The organism is Catenuloplanes sp. NPDC051500, assembly GCF_044454585.1.
Lineage (GTDB): Bacteria > Actinomycetota > Actinomycetes > Mycobacteriales > Micromonosporaceae > Catenuloplanes.
The window spans coordinates 43,213-60,225 of the sequence record NZ_JBITDX010000013.1 but is presented as its reverse complement, the minus strand read 5'-3'; the positions used below and the strand labels follow the sequence as shown (position 1 = coordinate 60,225).

12 protein-coding genes are annotated in these 17,013 nt (G+C 68.7%); 8 read left to right on the top strand and 4 right to left on the bottom strand.

From position 1 onward, the window contains the following. Positions 1-2: 2 nt before the first annotated feature. Complete coding sequence (locus tag ACIA8K_RS25170; protein ID WP_396063288.1) at positions 3-332, bottom strand: PadR family transcriptional regulator; 330 nt, start codon at positions 330-332, stop codon at positions 3-5. Positions 333-489: 157 nt separating this feature from the next. Here ACIA8K_RS25170 and ACIA8K_RS25165 point away from each other — a divergent pair, with 157 nt between their 5' ends. From ACIA8K_RS25165 to ACIA8K_RS25145, 5 genes are all read left to right on the top strand, one after another. After that, positions 490-897, top strand: coding sequence for a YciI family protein (locus ACIA8K_RS25165; RefSeq protein ID WP_396063286.1), 408 nt, complete (start codon positions 490-492; stop codon positions 895-897). Next, the gene (locus tag ACIA8K_RS25160) at positions 894-2,027 is read left to right on the top strand and encodes an RNA polymerase sigma factor (RefSeq protein ID WP_396063284.1); all 1,134 of its coding nucleotides are present in this window, start codon (positions 894-896) and stop codon (positions 2,025-2,027) included. The genes ACIA8K_RS25165 and ACIA8K_RS25160 overlap by 4 nt, the downstream gene beginning before the upstream one ends. 72 nt (positions 2,028-2,099) lie before the next feature. Continuing rightward, on the top strand, positions 2,100-2,903 hold the full coding sequence (locus ACIA8K_RS25155) for an SAM-dependent methyltransferase (RefSeq protein WP_396063282.1): 804 nt from the start codon (positions 2,100-2,102) through the stop codon (positions 2,901-2,903). A 63-nt stretch (positions 2,904-2,966) separates the two neighbouring features. Continuing rightward, on the top strand, positions 2,967-4,214 hold the full coding sequence (locus ACIA8K_RS25150; RefSeq protein WP_396063280.1) for an FAD-dependent oxidoreductase: 1,248 nt from the start codon (positions 2,967-2,969) through the stop codon (positions 4,212-4,214). 7 nt (positions 4,215-4,221) lie between these two features. Next, the gene (locus tag ACIA8K_RS25145; RefSeq protein ID WP_396063278.1) at positions 4,222-4,713 is read left to right on the top strand and encodes a MarR family transcriptional regulator; all 492 of its coding nucleotides are present in this window, start codon (positions 4,222-4,224) and stop codon (positions 4,711-4,713) included. Here ACIA8K_RS25145 and ACIA8K_RS25140 read toward each other — a convergent pair. From ACIA8K_RS25140 to ACIA8K_RS25130, 3 genes are all read right to left on the bottom strand, one after another. Further along, a complete protein-coding gene (locus ACIA8K_RS25140) occupies positions 4,706-5,314 on the bottom strand; it encodes a class I SAM-dependent methyltransferase (protein WP_396063276.1) in 609 nt (202 codons plus the stop codon). The two genes, ACIA8K_RS25145 and ACIA8K_RS25140, sit on opposite strands and share 8 nt — an antisense overlap. Positions 5,315-7,599: 2,285 nt before the next feature. Beyond that, positions 7,600-7,971 (bottom strand): hypothetical protein, encoded by a 372-nt coding sequence (locus ACIA8K_RS25135; RefSeq protein ID WP_396063274.1) that lies wholly within the window; start codon positions 7,969-7,971, stop codon positions 7,600-7,602. A 415-nt stretch (positions 7,972-8,386) separates the two neighbouring features. After that, on the bottom strand, positions 8,387-8,629 hold the full coding sequence (locus tag ACIA8K_RS25130) for a hypothetical protein (RefSeq protein WP_396063272.1): 243 nt from the start codon (positions 8,627-8,629) through the stop codon (positions 8,387-8,389). A gap of 237 nt (positions 8,630-8,866) precedes the next feature. Between ACIA8K_RS25130 and ACIA8K_RS25125 the strand changes: the two genes are divergently transcribed. The 3 genes from ACIA8K_RS25125 to ACIA8K_RS25115 all read left to right on the top strand — a co-directional run bounded on the left by ACIA8K_RS25125 (position 8,867) and on the right by ACIA8K_RS25115 (position 16,990). Next, positions 8,867-9,151: a hypothetical protein gene (locus ACIA8K_RS25125; protein WP_396063270.1), complete on the top strand. Its 285-nt coding sequence runs from the start codon at positions 8,867-8,869 to the stop codon at positions 9,149-9,151. A 2,908-nt stretch (positions 9,152-12,059) separates the two neighbouring features. Then, on the top strand, positions 12,060-13,094 hold the full coding sequence (locus tag ACIA8K_RS25120) for a multicopper oxidase domain-containing protein (protein WP_396063268.1): 1,035 nt from the start codon (positions 12,060-12,062) through the stop codon (positions 13,092-13,094). Beyond that, positions 13,091-16,990: a ThuA domain-containing protein gene (locus ACIA8K_RS25115; RefSeq protein ID WP_396063266.1), complete on the top strand. Its 3,900-nt coding sequence runs from the start codon at positions 13,091-13,093 to the stop codon at positions 16,988-16,990. Before ACIA8K_RS25120 ends, ACIA8K_RS25115 begins: the two co-directional genes overlap by 4 nt. Positions 16,991-17,013 lie beyond the last annotated feature (23 nt).

Genomic DNA, 17,013 nt, shown 5'->3' with positions numbered 1-17,013 from the left:
CCTCACAGCAGAGTGTCGAGCACGCGCTTCGCGTACTCCCAATTGCTCTTGTTGCGGGCGTAGGTCGCTCTGCCCTTGTCCGTGATCCGGAAGTACTTGCGCCGGCCGCCCTGCGATTCATCGCCCCAGTACCAGGTGATGTCGCCGTCCGCTTCAAGTCGCCGGACGCTTGAATACATCGTGGCTTCCTTGAGCTCGTACTCACCCTGCGATCGCTCGGCGATCATTTTGACGATCTCGTAGCCGTAACGGTCCGACTCCGTCAGCAGCCGCAGAATCATCGTGTCGGTGTTGCCGCGCAGCAGATCGGACGTGACCTTGCTCGTGCTCATCCGTCACCTCCGACACCAATGTATGTCCGAGTACTGTGACAGTCAAGGTACTTGCTCGAACACGGTAGTGGCCGGATGTCGAGAAGTCGTGTCGTGCTCCGTCCCCGGGGTGCAGCGTGACGACAATGGGTCGCACCGGCACCGAGGAGGAACCACAATGGCGAAGTACCTGCTGCTCAAGCACTACCGCGGCGCACCGGCCCCGGTGAACAACGTGTCGATGGACAAGTGGACCCAGGAGGAGATCACCGCCCACATCGCGTACATGAACGACTTCGCGGCCCGGCTCGAGGAGACCGGCGAGTTCGTCAGCAGCCAGGCGCTCTCCCCCGAGGGCACCTGGGTCAGCTACGGCGGCGAGGGACGCCCGCCGGTCACCGACGGCCCGTTCGCCGAGACCAAGGACCTGATCGCCGGCTGGATGATCATCGACGTGGACAGCCGGGAACGTGCGCTCGCGCTCGCCGGTGAACTGTCCGCCGCCCCCGGCGCCGGCGGACGCCCGATCCACGAGTGGCTCGAGCTGCGGCCGTTCCTGACCGAGCCGCCCACCGTCTCCGAGTGAACGAGTTCCTGCTGAGGAGCCTCACGCCGGGCGTCATCGGCGTCCTCGTCCGCCGCGGAGCAGACTTCGCGGCGGCCGAGGACGCCGTCCAGGACGCGCTTGTCGAGGCCGTCCGGCGCTGGCCCTCCGACCCGCCGCGCGACCCCAAGGGCTGGCTGGTCACCACGGCCTGGCACCGCTTCCTGGACGCGACCCGGGCCGACACCGCCCGCCGCAGGCGTGAGGAGCTGGTCGAGCCGGCTGCGGAGAACCCGGTCACCGGCGTCGACGACACGCTCCGGCTCTACTTCCTCTGCGCCCACCCGTCGCTGACGCCGTCGTCAGCGGTCGCGCTCACGCTCCGTGCGGTCGGCGGCCTCACCACGCGTCAGATCGCCGCTGCCTACCTGGTGCCGGAGGCGACCATGGCGCAGCGGATCAGCCGTGCCAAACGCACGGTCACCGGGGTCCGCTTCGACCGCCCCGGCGACGTCGCGACGGTACTTCGCGTGCTGTATCTGGTCTTCAACGAGGGCTACTCCGGCGACGTGGACCTCGCCGCCGAGGCCATCCGGCTCACCCGCCAGCTCGCCGCCGCGATCGACCACCCGGAGGTCGCCGGCCTGCTCGCGCTGATGCTGCTCCACCACGCCCGCCGTACGTCCCGGACCACGCCGGACGGTGGCCTGGTGCCGCTGGCCGCCCAGGACCGCACCCGCTGGGACACCGCCGCGATCACCGAGGGCGTCGCGATCCTGCAGGGCGCGCTCTCCCGCGACCGGCTCGGCGAGTTCCAGGCCCAGGCCGCCATCGCCGCGCTGCATGCGGACGCCCGTACCGCGGCCGAGACCGACTGGGTCCAGATCGTCGAGTGGTACGACGAGCTGATCCGCCTGACGGACAGCCCGATCGTCCGCCTCAACCGCGCGGTGGCGATCGGCGAGGCGGACGGCCCTCGCGCCGGGCTGGCCGCGCTCGCCCTGCTCGACGAGTCTCTGCCCCGCCGCACCGCGGTCGCCGCCCACCTCCACGAGCGTGACGGCGATATCGCGACCGCCGCCCGCCTCTACGCCGAGGCCGCGCTCAAGGCCTCCAGCCTCACCGAACGCGACCACCTCACCCGCCAGGCATCCCGCCTCAACAACCGATGATCGCCGTTTTCCCGCTTTCGCTGTGGTGCGAACCGTTGCGTCACCACCCCTCCGGTGCGGAAGAATGCCTTCATGACCGCAGATAGGGACCTCCCCTGGGAGTCCACATTGGACAGCTCGGTTCCGCACTCCGCGCGGATCTGGAACTACTGGCTCGGCGGCAAGGACAACTTCGACGTCGACCGCGCCGCCGGCGACGAGGTGATCGCCCACATCCCGGACATCCCGATCGGCGCCAAGGCCGAGCGCACGTTCCTCAAGCGCGTGGTCAGGTTCCTCGTCGAGGACGCCGGCATCCGCCAGTTCCTCGACATCGGCACCGGGCTCCCGTCGGCGGACAACACCCACGAGGTCGCGCAGTCCCTCGACCCGCACTGCCGGGTGCTCTACATCGACAATGACCCGCTCGTCATGGCACACGCGCGTGCGCTGCTGACCAGCACGCCGGAGGGCACCTGCGACTACGTCGAAGCCGACCTGCGCGACCCGGCGACGATCCTCGAGGCCGCACGGCGGACGCTCGACTTCTCCCGGCCGATCGGGCTCATGCTGCTCGGCGTGGTCAACCACCTGATGGACGACGAGGTGGCGTACGGCGCCGTCGCACAGCTGGTGCAGGCCATGCCGACCGGCAGCCACCTGGTCCTCACCCACTCCACCGCGGAGATCCACGGCGAGCCGATGCTTCGCGTGATGCGGGAGACCACCGAGCGCGGCGGCACCCCGATCCGGGCCCGGACCAGGGTGGAGATCGCGCGTTTCTTCGACGGGCTGGACCTGCTGGAGCCGGGCGTCGTGACGTGCTCGCGCTGGCGGCCCGACCCGGAGGCCGGCGAGCCGGAGGTCTACCTGTTCGGTGGCGTCGGCCGCATCTGAGTCCGGCGAACCCTGGCATGCGGGTGGCCTTGCCCGAATCATCTTAGTCATTAAGATAACTGCATGGGCATATCGACCGACTTCTCGGTGGCGATCTCCGGCGCCGGCCTCTCCGGACTCTGCCTCGCCCAGTACCTGCTGCGCGCCGGCATCGACGTGCAGGTCTACGAACGCGACCCGGGTCCGTTCGTCAGGCGGCAGGGCTACCGGATCATCCTCGACCGGTACGGGCTGGCGGCGCTGCGCGAGAGCCTGCCCCGGCCGCTCTACCGGCTGGCGCTGGCCACCGGCGACGAGCCCGGCGGGCACCTGCGCTTCACCGACAGCCGGCTGCGGGACGCGTTCACCATCACCTTCAAGGACGAGCCGCACGCCACCCGCCAGGTCGACAGGCTGACCCTGCGGTCGATCCTGCTGTCCGGGCTGGACGGGCGCGTCCACTACGGCAGGACCGCCGTCGCGGTGGACAGCGACGGCCCCGCCGGACTGCGTCTGCGGTTCTCCGACGGCGGGACCGCCCCGGCGACGGTCATCGTCGGCGCGGACGGCGTCGGCTCGGCACTACGCGCACACCTCATGCCGGACGCGGGCCCGGTGAACACCCCGATGGCGGGCGTCTACGGCCGGTCACCCCTGCGGCAGGGCGACGCGAGCGTCATCCCGGACGCGCTGCGTACCAGCGGAGTGCTTGCCCTTGCCGACCGGCCGGGTCGCGCCTTCTTCTTCACCTCGATGCGGTTCGGCGAGAGCCCGCGGGACGCGTTCGCACGCCTGGCCCCCGGCAGCTACGCGCCCACCGGCGACGACTACGTCATGTGGGGACTGCTGCTGCGGCAGGAGGAGGTGCCCACCGGCGTCCACGGGAACCTCCTGGCGCTGCGGGACCTGGCAGCCGGCCTGAGCGCCGACTTCCACCCGCTCGTCCGGCGGCTTGTCGACACCGCCGAGCTGGACTCCACAGTGCTCAACCTCTTCGCCACCGGCCGCCGCCCGCAACGGTGGGCGGAGCCCCGCGCGACGATGATGGGGGACGCCGTGCACGTGATGCCCCCGTTCGGCGCCCACGGCGGCAACACCGCGCTCCGCGACGCCGCCCTGCTCGGCCACCGGCTGGTCGACGCCCGGTTGAACGGCACGCCGGTGGAGGAGGCGATCGCCGGCTACCAGGACGAGATGGTCCCCTACGCCTTCCGCGCCGTCGACACCGCCGCCGCGCTGATGCGCCGCCTCACCGGTGGCGCCGCCGCACCACACTGGGTGCTTACCCGCGTGCTACCTCGGCTGCACCGGGTGACCGTACCGGAGGCATGATTGCGGCATGTCCGACGAGCCGGCCCGAGCGTCCGCGAGTGCCGGCCTCATGAGCGCCGGGCGGGAAACCTCCCGGCTGTCCATGGTCTTCCGGTACGCCATCGCGGAGCGCCTGGGCCTCACCGTCAGCGACCTGGAGTGCCTCGACTTCCTTGCGGATGCCGGGTCCGCGACCGCCGGGCAGATCGCCGCCCGCACCAACCTCACCACCGGGGCCGTGACAAGCATGCTCCGCCGTCTCCAGCAGGCGGGCTGGGTCACCGCCGACCGCGACCCGGGCGACCGGCGGCGGGTCATCGTGACGCTCAGGCCGGAGCGGGCCACCGAGCTGGACCGGCCCTACCAGCGTTTCGCCGAACGGGCGGGACGACTCGTCGAGGGCTACAGCACCGAGGAGATCACGCTGCTCATCCGGCACCATGACCGGCTGCAGGAGATGTACCTGGCCGAGCTGGACCGCATCCGCGGCGCCGGTCCGCGTGACAGCCGGGCTAACTGACGCCCGCGGCGATCGCCGCATACCTGCGGTCCGGGCGGTCGGGGAACCGCTGTCGCAGGCGGCGGAGCTCGATGAAGCCCGCCCCCACCAGGCGTGCGGAAAATTCGTCAACCGGCCAGCGGTACGCCGTGTGCACCGCGTGGTCGAAGGCGGCCACCGTGTCGTCGCTGTCGAAGAAGCCGATCACCAGACGCCCCGCCGGGGTGAGCATCCGTTGGAACTCGGCAAGCACCTCGTCCAGCTCCTCCGGCGGCAGGTGAATCGTCGAGTACCAGGAGAGGATGCCGGCCACCGAACGGTCCGGGAGGCCCAGCTCGGTCATCGAGCCGAGCCGGAACTCAGGCCCCGGAAACGACTCCCGGGCATACGCGACGAACTCCGGCACCAGATCGACGCCCGTCACGTCGGCGCCGTGCGCATGCAGGTAGGCGGTCCAATGCCCCGGCCCGCAACCGAGGTCGAGCACCCTGCCGTCCACACCGACGAGATGATCCCGGACGAGAGCCGTCTCATCCTCGAAGGTCTGCCAGTCACCGTCGAACAGGTCGATGTACTGCTGCGACAGTGACGAGTAGGCGTCACGAACCGGCTGCGTGCTCACGGCGACACCCTAGACCCGGCGGGGGTACGGACGACGCGGCCGATTACGGCGACCAGCTCGTCGTTGATGCCTGAGACCCGGTGTCATCGTTTTCGAGGCCGGCGACACGGCGTGCAGGAAGGCAGCGTTCGTGGGAGGTCGGCGCGCCGGCTCCTAAGATCTCGACGTGCTGGGTGTTCACTACGCCACCGATTCGACGCGATCAATGACCCGGACTACGCAGGCGCCCGCGACGACACCGACTTCGAATACACCTGGACCAACGTCGCCGATCTCCGCACCTTCTACCAGCAGGCAGCCACCGCAGGAGCGCCGAGTCCGACGCGAGCGGCTCATGGAGCCTCACCGTCATGTCCGCGGATCCGGCCCGGCTGTCTGTACCGAGGTCGCCACCGGTTGCGGGCTCACTTCCGAGCAGGTCACCGCTTCGGCTGCGGACCCCGACCGCGCCGTCCGCATGGCAGTCACCACCCAAGCGCACCTTCCCACGGGAGATCCTCGCCGACGACGCTGGCCTGGACACGGATCGGGCTTTGCGGCGGGCATGTGCGGACCACCCACCGAGCGGCACAGCACCCCGGCCTGTCCGTTCAGATGGTCGCCATTCTTACCACCGCTCCAGATGCGGGAGTACGTGCCAACCTGGCCCTGGACCACTCTGGCGCTTCCAGCGAACTACTGCTGAGCTGCTACCTCGATGACCGGAACCGGATCGAGCTGCTCGCATTGCCGCAGTTTCCCCGCGTTGGCCTGCCTCGTTCCGCCGATCACCCCGATCCGCACGTGCGACCGTTGGTCGCCCGCGATCCCGAGGCGGACCCCATGGTGATCGGCCATCTGACCACCGACCCCCATCCGCACGGCGATGGCCCGCTGCCCGCGCATACCCGCCGACCGGCTCGGCGCCCTGCTCGACGACCCGCAACCGGCCGCTGATGCCGCCGTCAACCCGGCGCGCGACTGGCGATCCGTAATCCACTCGCTGAGGCAATCGTGATAGGACATCAGCGCAGACCGCGATCCGAGACCCCCTGAAGTCTCTTCCATACCTTCGCCCGCAGCGATCCCGAAGCAAGCAGCTCCAGTTGTCGCCGGAGTCGTAGAAGCTCACTTCGGCGAGCCACCGTAGCGGTCCTCCGGGCGGGCCGGGACCGTGGCGCAGGACCACCGGCTGACCCGCATCGCAGGTCGAGGCGATCGCCTTATTACCGACGCTCAATTCTCATCGCCGACCACTTGAGCGGATGTGGATATTGCTTCATGGGAACGCCTTGGGCGTGTGATCGCCAGCGATATTTCACTTAGGGCAGATAGCCTGGAATCGCGAATAATGCAAGGTGCGGCGGAGATCATGTGCCGTTTCGGGGCGGCGGTGGGCGTCGTTGCGTGAAATGCTTCTCTTGTGGGCCAGTTACAGTTATTCACCGGGGCGACCCTGGCCGAGATGCGGGACCGCACCGCGTCCCGACATTACTCACCCGCACGCGATGAATTCCGGCGAACGCACCAGCGGGACCGCGAGTGGGGAAAGCGCCACGGTCATATCGATCGACTGCGCCGGGTGCGCGGCTGTTCCTATGCCGAAGCGGCGGCAGTGGTGGACGGATTACGTCCCGACCGGGACCACGCTGCGACCACGCCCGCGAGCCGCCGACCGGACCACCGCGCAGATCCCGCCGCTGACCAGCGCACGGTCCAGGTCGAGGCGGGCCATACCGACACGCACTGTCCTCCCGAAACCACCTCACCCACGGCAGCCGACAACAAGCCCGACCAGTCCAGGCATCATCACGCCGGATTGCCGGCCGCATCCCTCGACAGCCGCGCGCCCTTCTCGCACCGGACGGCAACCACCGAAGAAACCGCCGTTCAGAAGCACGAAACCGCACCACATGAAGGCACCGTCATGCGGGACACGGCGTCTGACACAAAAATCCGATTTGACCTCAATGAAGTAGCGGCAAAAATCGCCACGTTTTGCCATTCGTCAAAATGGCATGTTCGGCACGCGTTGGCAAAGCGGAGCAAATATCAGACCTTGGTAAGTGATCGTAACCGCGCACCGCCGTACCATCTCGGGCTTATCTCTGCAATGCCACGGCTGCCGAGCGGGGAGCCCGCAATTGAGTGCATGGATCCACTCCGAGAAGGCGCGTTCAGTCGAGTCCGGCCGCCAACTCGGAGTCCGAACCCATGCACTCGACCCAGCCGCGAGACTGGAGGTATGAACGGCTCGGTCTCCGATACTGCGCGCGAGCGCGTACTGCGGCGTCGTACCCGGGAGATCATTTTCTGGCTCTTTGAGCTTTTAACACGATCTTCGTCTTGGCTTTGTGATCAAGCGGCACCAGTAGATGTGGGCGCAGCCGAGGCTGACGAAGACTTCGCGGAGGTGGCGTTCCCGGCGGATGGCCAGGCCGGCGGAACTGGTGGAGCAGGGCGATGCCTTGTTCGACGACGTAGCGCAGCCTGCCGAGGCCTTTGATGTGCTTGCGGCCGCGCCGCGGGATGGTCGGTTCGGTGCCGCGACGGTGGCACTCGGCCCTGAATCCCTTGCAGCCGTAGCCTTTGCCTGCCAAAGAGCTGGGAACCTGCACCGTGGCCGGCACACTCGGCCGGCGATCGGGGGCACGAAGCCCAGGCAGTGTGACGGCCATGCTGGTGTCGGCACGTTGCCGCCGGTCGCGAACGCCTTAAGTGGGGTGCCTTCGCTGTCGGTGATCAGATGATGCTTGCCGCGGTTGGCCGGCGATGGACCCGTAGCGGAACCCCTTTCTCGCATCGACGTGCCCGCCGTCCATGACCGCCGTGACCAGTCGATGCGGCCCGCCGCGTTCAGCTCCGCCGGGAGGATCCGCAGCCGGTCGCAGCCGCCCGCTTCGGTCCACCGCCGCAATCGCCGCCAGCACGTCAAAGCCCCGCCCCTGCGAGGGGCCGCTCTGCGTATGCCTGCCGGAGGGCTCACGGCAGCTCGACCCCTAATACCCCGGCCGACTGACCTGCCGGATCCGGCCGAGGTGCGTGCCGGGGTCCGCGTTCGGGCCCGCGGGTTGTCGTGACGGGGGTGCCGTGTCATCGCAGTGATCGGTATACGAGCCACAGCACGAGCGCGACGGGCGTCAGGACTGTCGCGAACAGGATTCCGAAGATGATGTCGTAGCCGTGCGGGTCGGAGGTCAATCCCGCGGCGCTGAGCACTGCCTGGCCGACGAATACGGCGATCAACGTGGCGACGATCAGGGCCGCGCCGAACACGACGCGTCGGAGGAACGTCCGCAGGGCGCCTTGGCGGGCGGTGCTGTCCGGCGTGTCCATGCTCGGCTCCATCTGCTCGGGGTGTCGCCGTCACCAGGAGGCGCGCCTGCAGACTTTCAGAAAGCCTGTGTGGATTTCCAGCTACCAGACGCGCGGTGGGGATTCTCAGGAACGCCGCAGAGAAGGCAGGGCCCGCCAGAGTGGGCGAATTCCGGCGGGCGCTGTCGAAGAACCCGGCCGGCCGCGCCCGAACTGCTGCTCGCGGCCGAAAAGGCGCCAGGCCCGAGGACCTGTCAGATGCGTCATGGTGGCCGCCACCCTGGCACGACAGGTGAGGGGCTGGTCGCCGTGCCGGAAACCTTCTGCTTGCGGCACCACGCAGCCGATGTACTGCTGGCCTTCGCCACGCCGTCGAAGGCGTTCGGCATATGGGGCGACTACACGGTGGTAGCCGCGGCGGCACTCGTCGATGTCGCGACGCTGACCGCACCGCGAGACACAATGACCCGACACACCAGGCTCACCGGTACGACTCTCCCAAGCTTTGACGTCGGCCTCAACACCTCCATCGGCGTGACTTAACGTGCGGATGGATAGTCCAAAATGCGCGGCCCGGTGCTCTGGGACGACGGTGCTGTGGAATGTGCGGAGGTCCGGCTGCGGCTACGGCTACGGCTACGGCTACGGAGGGAATTCGGTCTCGCTAAGGAACGTGGTCACCATCGCCACGGCCGAGCCTCAGGCAGGCATCCGGGCAGGCGGCGGAGGGTGACGATGGGACGGCCCTACTGGATCGACATAGGGCTGTTGCCGCGGCGTGGCCAGGCGGCGCGGGAGGTGACAAGCGCTTACGAGTTAGCCACCGATCCTGGCGAGCGGCCGATCTTCATACAACTTCCTGAGGGCTCATGCCAGCGGTGACACCGGCATACCGACCCGACCGGCTCTCCAACGGTCCGCGAGTGGCTTGACGATCTGGTGGAGACCGTCGACACCGCATGCCCGCCTGGAGTGTGTGCTCGATCAGCGGGATGGCCGGCGGGCGCGACGCTGTGCTCCGTTCAGGCTGACGGCGGGGACAGGGTGTCGCTTCGACTTCTTTCTCGGGTTCGGGTTGCGGCGTCGCCAGAGTCGGTAGAACACCCAGGCCATGCCGACCAGGAAGGCGACCAGGAACAGGTCCGGAGCAGAAAGGTCGAGGCGCATTCCCACGGTCCCCCCGCCCATGACTGTGCCGGGATCGCGGTGGTTCACATAGACGCTGACGGTCTCGCCGCGTAGGGGCTGCCGGCGAGCCAGTCGGTCGGCGCGTCGAGGTGCTCGCCTTTCTAGGTGTAAAAGAGCTCGTAGCCCCGGGCGCCGCGCACGCTCACCACTGTGGCGTCGGTCCGTGTGCCGGTCAGCACCGTCTCCAGGTGGACGAACAGGTTGACCACGTTCGCGCCGCAGATGAGAAGCGCGACGATGATCAGGGCGACCGGGCCCTACCGTGACTTCGTCTCCGCACGCCCATCCTGATGGGATCGCGCACCGCCGGGTCTGCCCGCGCACGGCGGGACCGGCTGCGGAGCGCCAGCGGAGCCCGACACGCACGTTTGCCCGCGGAAGCGACGCTGTTGCCCATTCGCGTCCGGCCGTCCGGGACCGACGACCGAATGGGCTGGGGCGTGGTGAGTGGTTTCGGCTGGTCGTTATGGTCGCGGAGGTCGAGAGCAGCACTGCCGTCGTCTCGGCGACTGCGGGCCGGGGCGGCTCTGGGTCGTGACGGCTTTGGTTCGTGACGGCTTTGGTTCGTGACGGCTTTGGTTCGTGACGGCTTTGGTTCGAGGCGGCTGGGGGCCGAGGCGGCCGCGGGTCGAAGCGGCTGTGGCCTGCGCGGTCGCAAGGGCCGGCACCGAGGCCGAGAGTTTCGCAGGTGTGCGGGCTGGTCGCGGCACTCCGGCAGGTCTCAGGTCGGGCATGAAGACGGAGCCATTACGGGATTCCGCATATGTCAGGACGCAGGCGACGCTCACGACCCGCCTCATCTGGAGATCCGCGGTCAGTGTCCAGGTTCGAGCGCTACGCGCCCGACATTTCATCATCTGGGCACCTCCCGCTGCGTTTCGTCCTGACGCCGAAGGGTCAGGAAGGCCCACGTCAAGATCCTTGCGGTTCTGGTGGCCCTTATCCGAGCGCGATAAGGGCCACCAGAGCCGCAAGGATCTTGCATCCCGCCAAGTGGACGCAGATCCCGAACAGCGAACCCATCTCGGCGCGGAGTGCCCGAGCTGCCGTTGTCTCTGGCGCGGCGGCACGCGAGAGCCAAGATCGACTGACCCTTCGGCAACTCTCGGCTTCGGTGCTGGTCCTTGCGACTACCGAAGGCGGGCTCGACCGGCTTATCCGGTCGCGTCCGCTGTCTCGGTGCTGGTCCTTGCGACCGCCCAAGGCGAGCTCGACCGGCTTGCCCGGCCACGTCTGCTGTCCTGGTGTCAGCTCTTGCGACCGCCCAGGGCGAGCTCGACCGGCTTGCCCGGCCGCGCCCGCTGTCCTGGTGCCAGCTCTTGCGACCGCCCAGGGCGAGCTCAACCGGCTTACCCGGCCGCGCCCGCTGTCTCGGCGCCGGCCCTTGCGACCACCCAAGGCGAGCTTGACCGGCTCACCCGGCCACGCCCGCTCCCTCGGTGCAAGCCCTTGCGACCACCCAAAGCGAGCTCAACCGGCTCACCCGGCCACGCCCGCTCCCTCGGTGCCAGCCCTTGCGACCGTCCAGACCGCAGCCACCCAGACCAGCCGCCGCTCAGACGATGACCGTGCCACCCCCGCGTGCCGCGAGACCGCCGACCAGCCGGAACCACCCGCCAGACTCTCGGCTCGATGCCAGCCCTTCGATCGTGAGGCCCCAGACCGCCGCACGCGAATCGGCAACAGAGTCGGCAGCATGCGGGCCGGACCACCGCGGGAGCGGGAACGGTGATCGGCTCCGGCCCATGGTTCTCAAGCCTTTCAGGGTCCGCGGTTCCGCTTTGAGAGGCGCCCTCCCCCACGCGATGCGTCGCGCCGACACCGACCCGTGCCCGTCATCACCGGCCTCCTGATGGAGCCGGTCCGGTGGACCCGGCGTCCGGCGCCTACGACGACGAAAGGGGCCGCACGCGCTGTTCGGCGGCATCGGGAGCCGGAATGCCTAATCGCTCACCCAGAGTGAGCACATTGCGGGTCGATTACGGTCGATCATGCGGGTTAAAGCCTGGTAACAACCCCCGGTAGCGCTCCCACGCCCCCCGAGGCCCCCACGACGTACCGTCGATAAATGCTCTTGAGCTGCGCCGATATCACCGTACCCCTCAGGCACTTTTCCATAAGGGACCTTTACTTTTGTCGATGCTGTGCCTACGTTTGTCGCTGTCCGACAAAAGTCATGGGATTCGATGTGCCGGTGTTGCGGTGACGCTCCGCAGTCGGCTTCCGAAGTGTGCTGCTGCCGTCCCGACCTGAACGGAGACGCATGGACAACGTTGACAAACCTGGGCGGAAGTGGGGCTTCTCGCGTCGCTCCCTGGTCGGCGTCGGGGCGCTGGGGTTGGCCGTGCCCGCGCTCACGGCCGCGGTCACCTCGAACGGTCAGCCCGCGCGCGCGGCGGGCGCGGTCCGGCGGATCACCATGTACGCGGAGGCGCTCGGCAACAACCGGTACGGCTACGGGTTCGAGCGCGGCACCGCCACCATCCCCGGCCCGATCCTGGAGATGTACGAGGGCGACACGCTGGAGATCACCCTGGTCAACACGACTGACCAGCGGCTGTCGATCCACCCGCACGGCGTCGACTACAGCACCGACTCGGACGGTGCGCCGTTCAACGGCTCGTTCAACAACCCGGGCGAGACGCGCACCTACACCTGGCGCTCGCACGAGATGACGGCCGCGGCCGGGCGCCGGTTCATGCCGGGCAGCGCGGGCTACTGGCATTACCACGACCACGCGATGGGCACCGATCACGGTACCGCGGGCGTGCTGCGCGGACTCTACGGCGCGCTTATCGTGCGGCGGCGCGGCGACATCCTGCCGGACAAGCAGTTCACCGCGGTGCTGCACGACGCCACGATCAACAATCTGATCGCGCCGAACACGCCGCTCTTCGAGGCGAACCTGGGTCAGCGCGTCGAGTGGATCGCGATCGGGCACGGCAATCTCTACCACACGTTCCACCTGCACGCGCACCGCTGGGCGGACAACCGGACCGGCTACCTCGAGGGGCCCACGGACTCGAGCGCATCGATCGACAACAAGGATCTCGGGCCGGGCAGCTCGTTCGGCTTCCAGGTGCTGGCCGGGGACGGCGGTGGCGCGGGCGCCTGGATGTACCACTGCCACGTGCAGAGCCATTCGGATGCGGGCATGTCCGGCATCTTCCTGGTGCGCAACGCGGACGGCAGCATGCCGGCCGGCGCGCAGGAGGCCATCGACCGTTTCAAGGGACACAGCCACAAGGCGGCATCCACCACCGATAGCCAGAGTGGACATGGAGGGCACACCGGATGAAACGGAAGGTAAGACAGGGCTTGGCCGTTGCGGCGGCGGCAACGCTGCTGCTCGGGCCGGTTCCACAGGTCGCGCAGGCAGCTGAGGTTGCCGCGGCGGCGCCCCAGGATCAGGTGCTCGTCTTCCACGGCCCCGCGGCCCAGCAGGAGGACCCGGTCGCGAAGGCCACGCAGACAATCAAGGATCTCGGCGGGCAGGCCGGCCTGGCGGTCACCGAGAGCAGCGACCCGGCCGTCTTCACCACCACCGAGCTGGCGAAGTACCGCGCGGTCGTGTACCTGTCGGCCACCGGCGCCACGCTCAACGCGGGGCAGGAGTCCGCGTTGCAGGCCTACGTGAAGGCCGGCAACGGTTTCCTCGGCGTCGGTGACGCGGCCAAGGCGCAGATCGACTCGTCCTGGTTCACCGGCCTGATCGGCACCCGCCCGGCCGGCGCGGGCGCGGAGGCGGTCGCCGCGGTCACCGCGAGCGGGGAGAATCCGCCGAGTGAGACTGCGGTCAAGCTCGCGGACGGCGATCCGAACACGAAGTGGCTGGTCCGGGCCACGACCGGCTGGGCCAGGTACGAGCTGGCCGCGGCGCGGACCATCTCGGCGTACTCGCTTACCTCGGCGAACGACTTCGAGGGCCGCGACCCGAGGGACTGGACGCTGCAGGGCTCCGCGGACGGCAGCGCGTGGACCGACGTCGACAGCCGGACGGTCGAGGACTTCCCCGGCCGGTTCCAGGTGAAGCGCTACCAGCTGGCGGCGCCCGCGTCGTACAGGTTCTGGCGGTTGAACATCACTGCGAACAGCGGTGAGCCGCTCATCCAGCTCGCCGACTGGAAGCTCTTCGGCAGCGTGAGCACGTTCCCGCCGTCGCCGGCCGTGGCCGAGTCCGTTGTCGACATCCTGGACCGGAACCACCCGGCCACCCGGGACCTGCCGCTGACAGTGAAGCGCTCGGACCGCTGGTACAACTGGGAGCCGAACCCGCTGGGCACCGTGCACACGGTCGCGCAGGTCGAGGAGCGGCACTACACCCCTGGCGCGAACGCGAACGGCGCGTTCCACCCGGTCTCCTGGTGCCGGGACTACGACGGCGGCCGGTCCTTCTACACCGGGATGGGCCACACCGACGGCGGGTACGGCGAGGACGCGTTCCGTAAGCACCTGACCGGCGCGCTGAACTGGACGTCCGGCCGGGTGCGGGGTGACTGCCAGGCGACGATCGCGAGCAACTACAAGATCGAGCGGCTCACCCCGCAGAACCAGACCGGGCAGCTGGACCAGATCGGTGAGCCGCACGGGCTGACAGTGGCGCCGAACGGCCTCATCTTCTACGTCGGCAAGGCGGCCTGCCCGTCCGGCCCGATCGTGGAGTGGACGAACCCGAACGTGGGCCTCGGCTGCGGCACGATCCACACGTACGACCCGAAGACCAAGGCGGTGAAGCTCCTGGCCACGCTGCCGGTGATGGGCAACCGGGGCAGCGGCGACGAGCTCGTCAAGAACGAGGAGGGCCTGCTCGGCATCGTGACCGACCCGAACTTCGCCACGAACGGCTGGGTCTACGTCTACTGGATGCCGCACGCCTCGATCGACCGCGAGAAGCGAGTCGGCGAGCGCACGATCAGCCGCTTCACGTACCAGAGCGGCGCCCTTGATCTGGCAAGTCGCAAAGATCTGCTGAAGTTCCCGGTGCAGATCCACAGCTGCTGCCACGCCGGCGGCGGTATGGCGTTCGACGCGCAGGGCAACCTGTACGTCGGCTCCGGCGACAACAACTCGTCCGAGGGTTCGTCCGGCTACTCCGGCAACAACTGGACCAAGGAGTACGCGGGCATCTCGTTCCAGGACGCGCGCCGTACCTCGGGCAACTCGAACGACCTGGCCGGGAAGATCATCCGCATCCACCCGGAGGCGGACGGCACCTACTCGATCCCGCAGGGCAACCTGTTCCCGCCGGGCACCGAGAAGACCCGCCCGGAGATCTACGTGATGGGCGTGCGGAACATCTCGCGCCTGCAGATCGACGAGGAACGGCAGTGGCTGACCGCGGGCTGGGTCGGGCCGGACGCCTCCGCGCCGAACCCGGAGCTGGGGCCGGCCAAGTACGAGACGGCCACCATCCTCACCTCCGCGGGCAACCAGGGCTGGCCGTACTGCATGGGCAACCGGCAGCCGTACCGCGACCGCAGCAGCACTGACGCGACCCAGCTGACCGGCTGGTACGACTGCAACAACCTGAAGAACGAGTCGCCGCGTAACACCGGCATCGTGGACATCCCGGACGCCCGGGACAACATGATCTGGTACGCGCCGGACGGTGGCGGCCCGGTGTTCCCGCTGCGGGCGGACGGCATCCCGTCGTACAAGGCGGCGGAGGCCACCTATACCCAGCCGTACCTGCGCGGCGGCGGCCAGGCCGTGATGTCCGGGCCGACCTACCACTACGACAAGGTCGACACGGCGAGCGGCGTGGCGTGGCCGAAGTACTGGGACGACAAGTGGCTGCTCGGTGACCAGTCGAACGGCGCGAACCGCGTCGCGGTGACGGTCGACCCGGCGGGCGTGCCCACCCAGTCGCCGCCGCCGTTCGCGGAAACGCTCCGGGCGATCCTGCCGACCGGCGGGGCCGACAACCAGCTGTACTCGTGGATGGACGCCAAGTTCGGCAAGGACGGCGCGCTCTACATGCTCGACTACGGCACCGGCTTCTTCAGCCTCAGCAACGTGCAGAAGCTGATCAAGGTGTCGTACACCGGTGGGCCGGCCACCCCGGCGCCCAAGGCCGCGTCCGTCGCGGTGCAGAACAAGGCGCTGACGTACGCGTTCAACGGCTCCTCCTCCGGCGGTGTCAGCCACCTGTGGGACTTCGGCGACGGCACCAGCTCCTCCGAGGTCAACCCGCGCCACGTCTACGCCACGGCCGGCTCCTACGTCGTCAAGCACACGGTGACGTACGCCGACGGCGAGACCGTGACCGTGCAGTCCACAGTGACCGCGGCCTGCGCGGCGCCTGACACCCGCGGCACCGTCTTCATCGGTGACACCAACACGGGTGTGCCGAACAAGACGACCGGCGGCGCCTGCACGATCAACGACCTGATCGACGACGAGGGTGTCTGGGCCGACCACGACTCCTTCGTCCGGGACGTCACCGCGGTGGCGAACCGGCTGGTCAAGGCCGGAACGATCACCAGCCGGGAGGCGGGCGTGCTGACCCGTGCGGCGGCGGCGTCACCGATCGGGATGACAGGCGTCACCGGGTACGAGCCGCTGTTCGACGGCACGCCGGAGTCGCTTCGCGGCTGGGAGATGGCACCCTCGGGGCAGTTCACCCTCCAGCCGGACGGCAACCTGCGCTCCTCGGGCGGCCTGGGCATGCTCTGGCACACCAAGGAGCTGGCCGACTTCTCGCTCCGCCTGCAGTTCCGGGACCTGGCCACCGGTGACACGCGCGCCAACACCGGCGTGTTCGCCCGCTTCCCGGACCCGCGTACCCCGGTCGAGCAGCGGCCGGAGTGCGGGAGGACCGGATCGGCGGTGTCCTCGCCGGCCTGGGTGGCGATCTTCTGCGGCCACGAGATCCAGATCTACGACGGTACGACAGGCGAGCCCCAGAAGACCGGGTCGATCTACAACTTCGACCCGCAGCCCCTGGCCAACGCCGGTGTCACGCCGAAGAACGTCTGGAACGACTACGAGGTCAAGGTCGTCGGCCAGCACTACACGATCATCCGCAACGGCGTGGTGATCAACGAGTTCGACAACACCCCGGGACAGCAGTCCTCGCGGGCCGGCGATCCGCCGACCGACCTGCGGCAGTTCCTCAAGGGTCACATCGGCCTGCAGAACCACGGCGACGCCGATGTGGTCGAGTTCCGCAACGTCCGGGTGCGGTCGCTCTAGCTCTTCCGTTCCAGCGGGGCCGG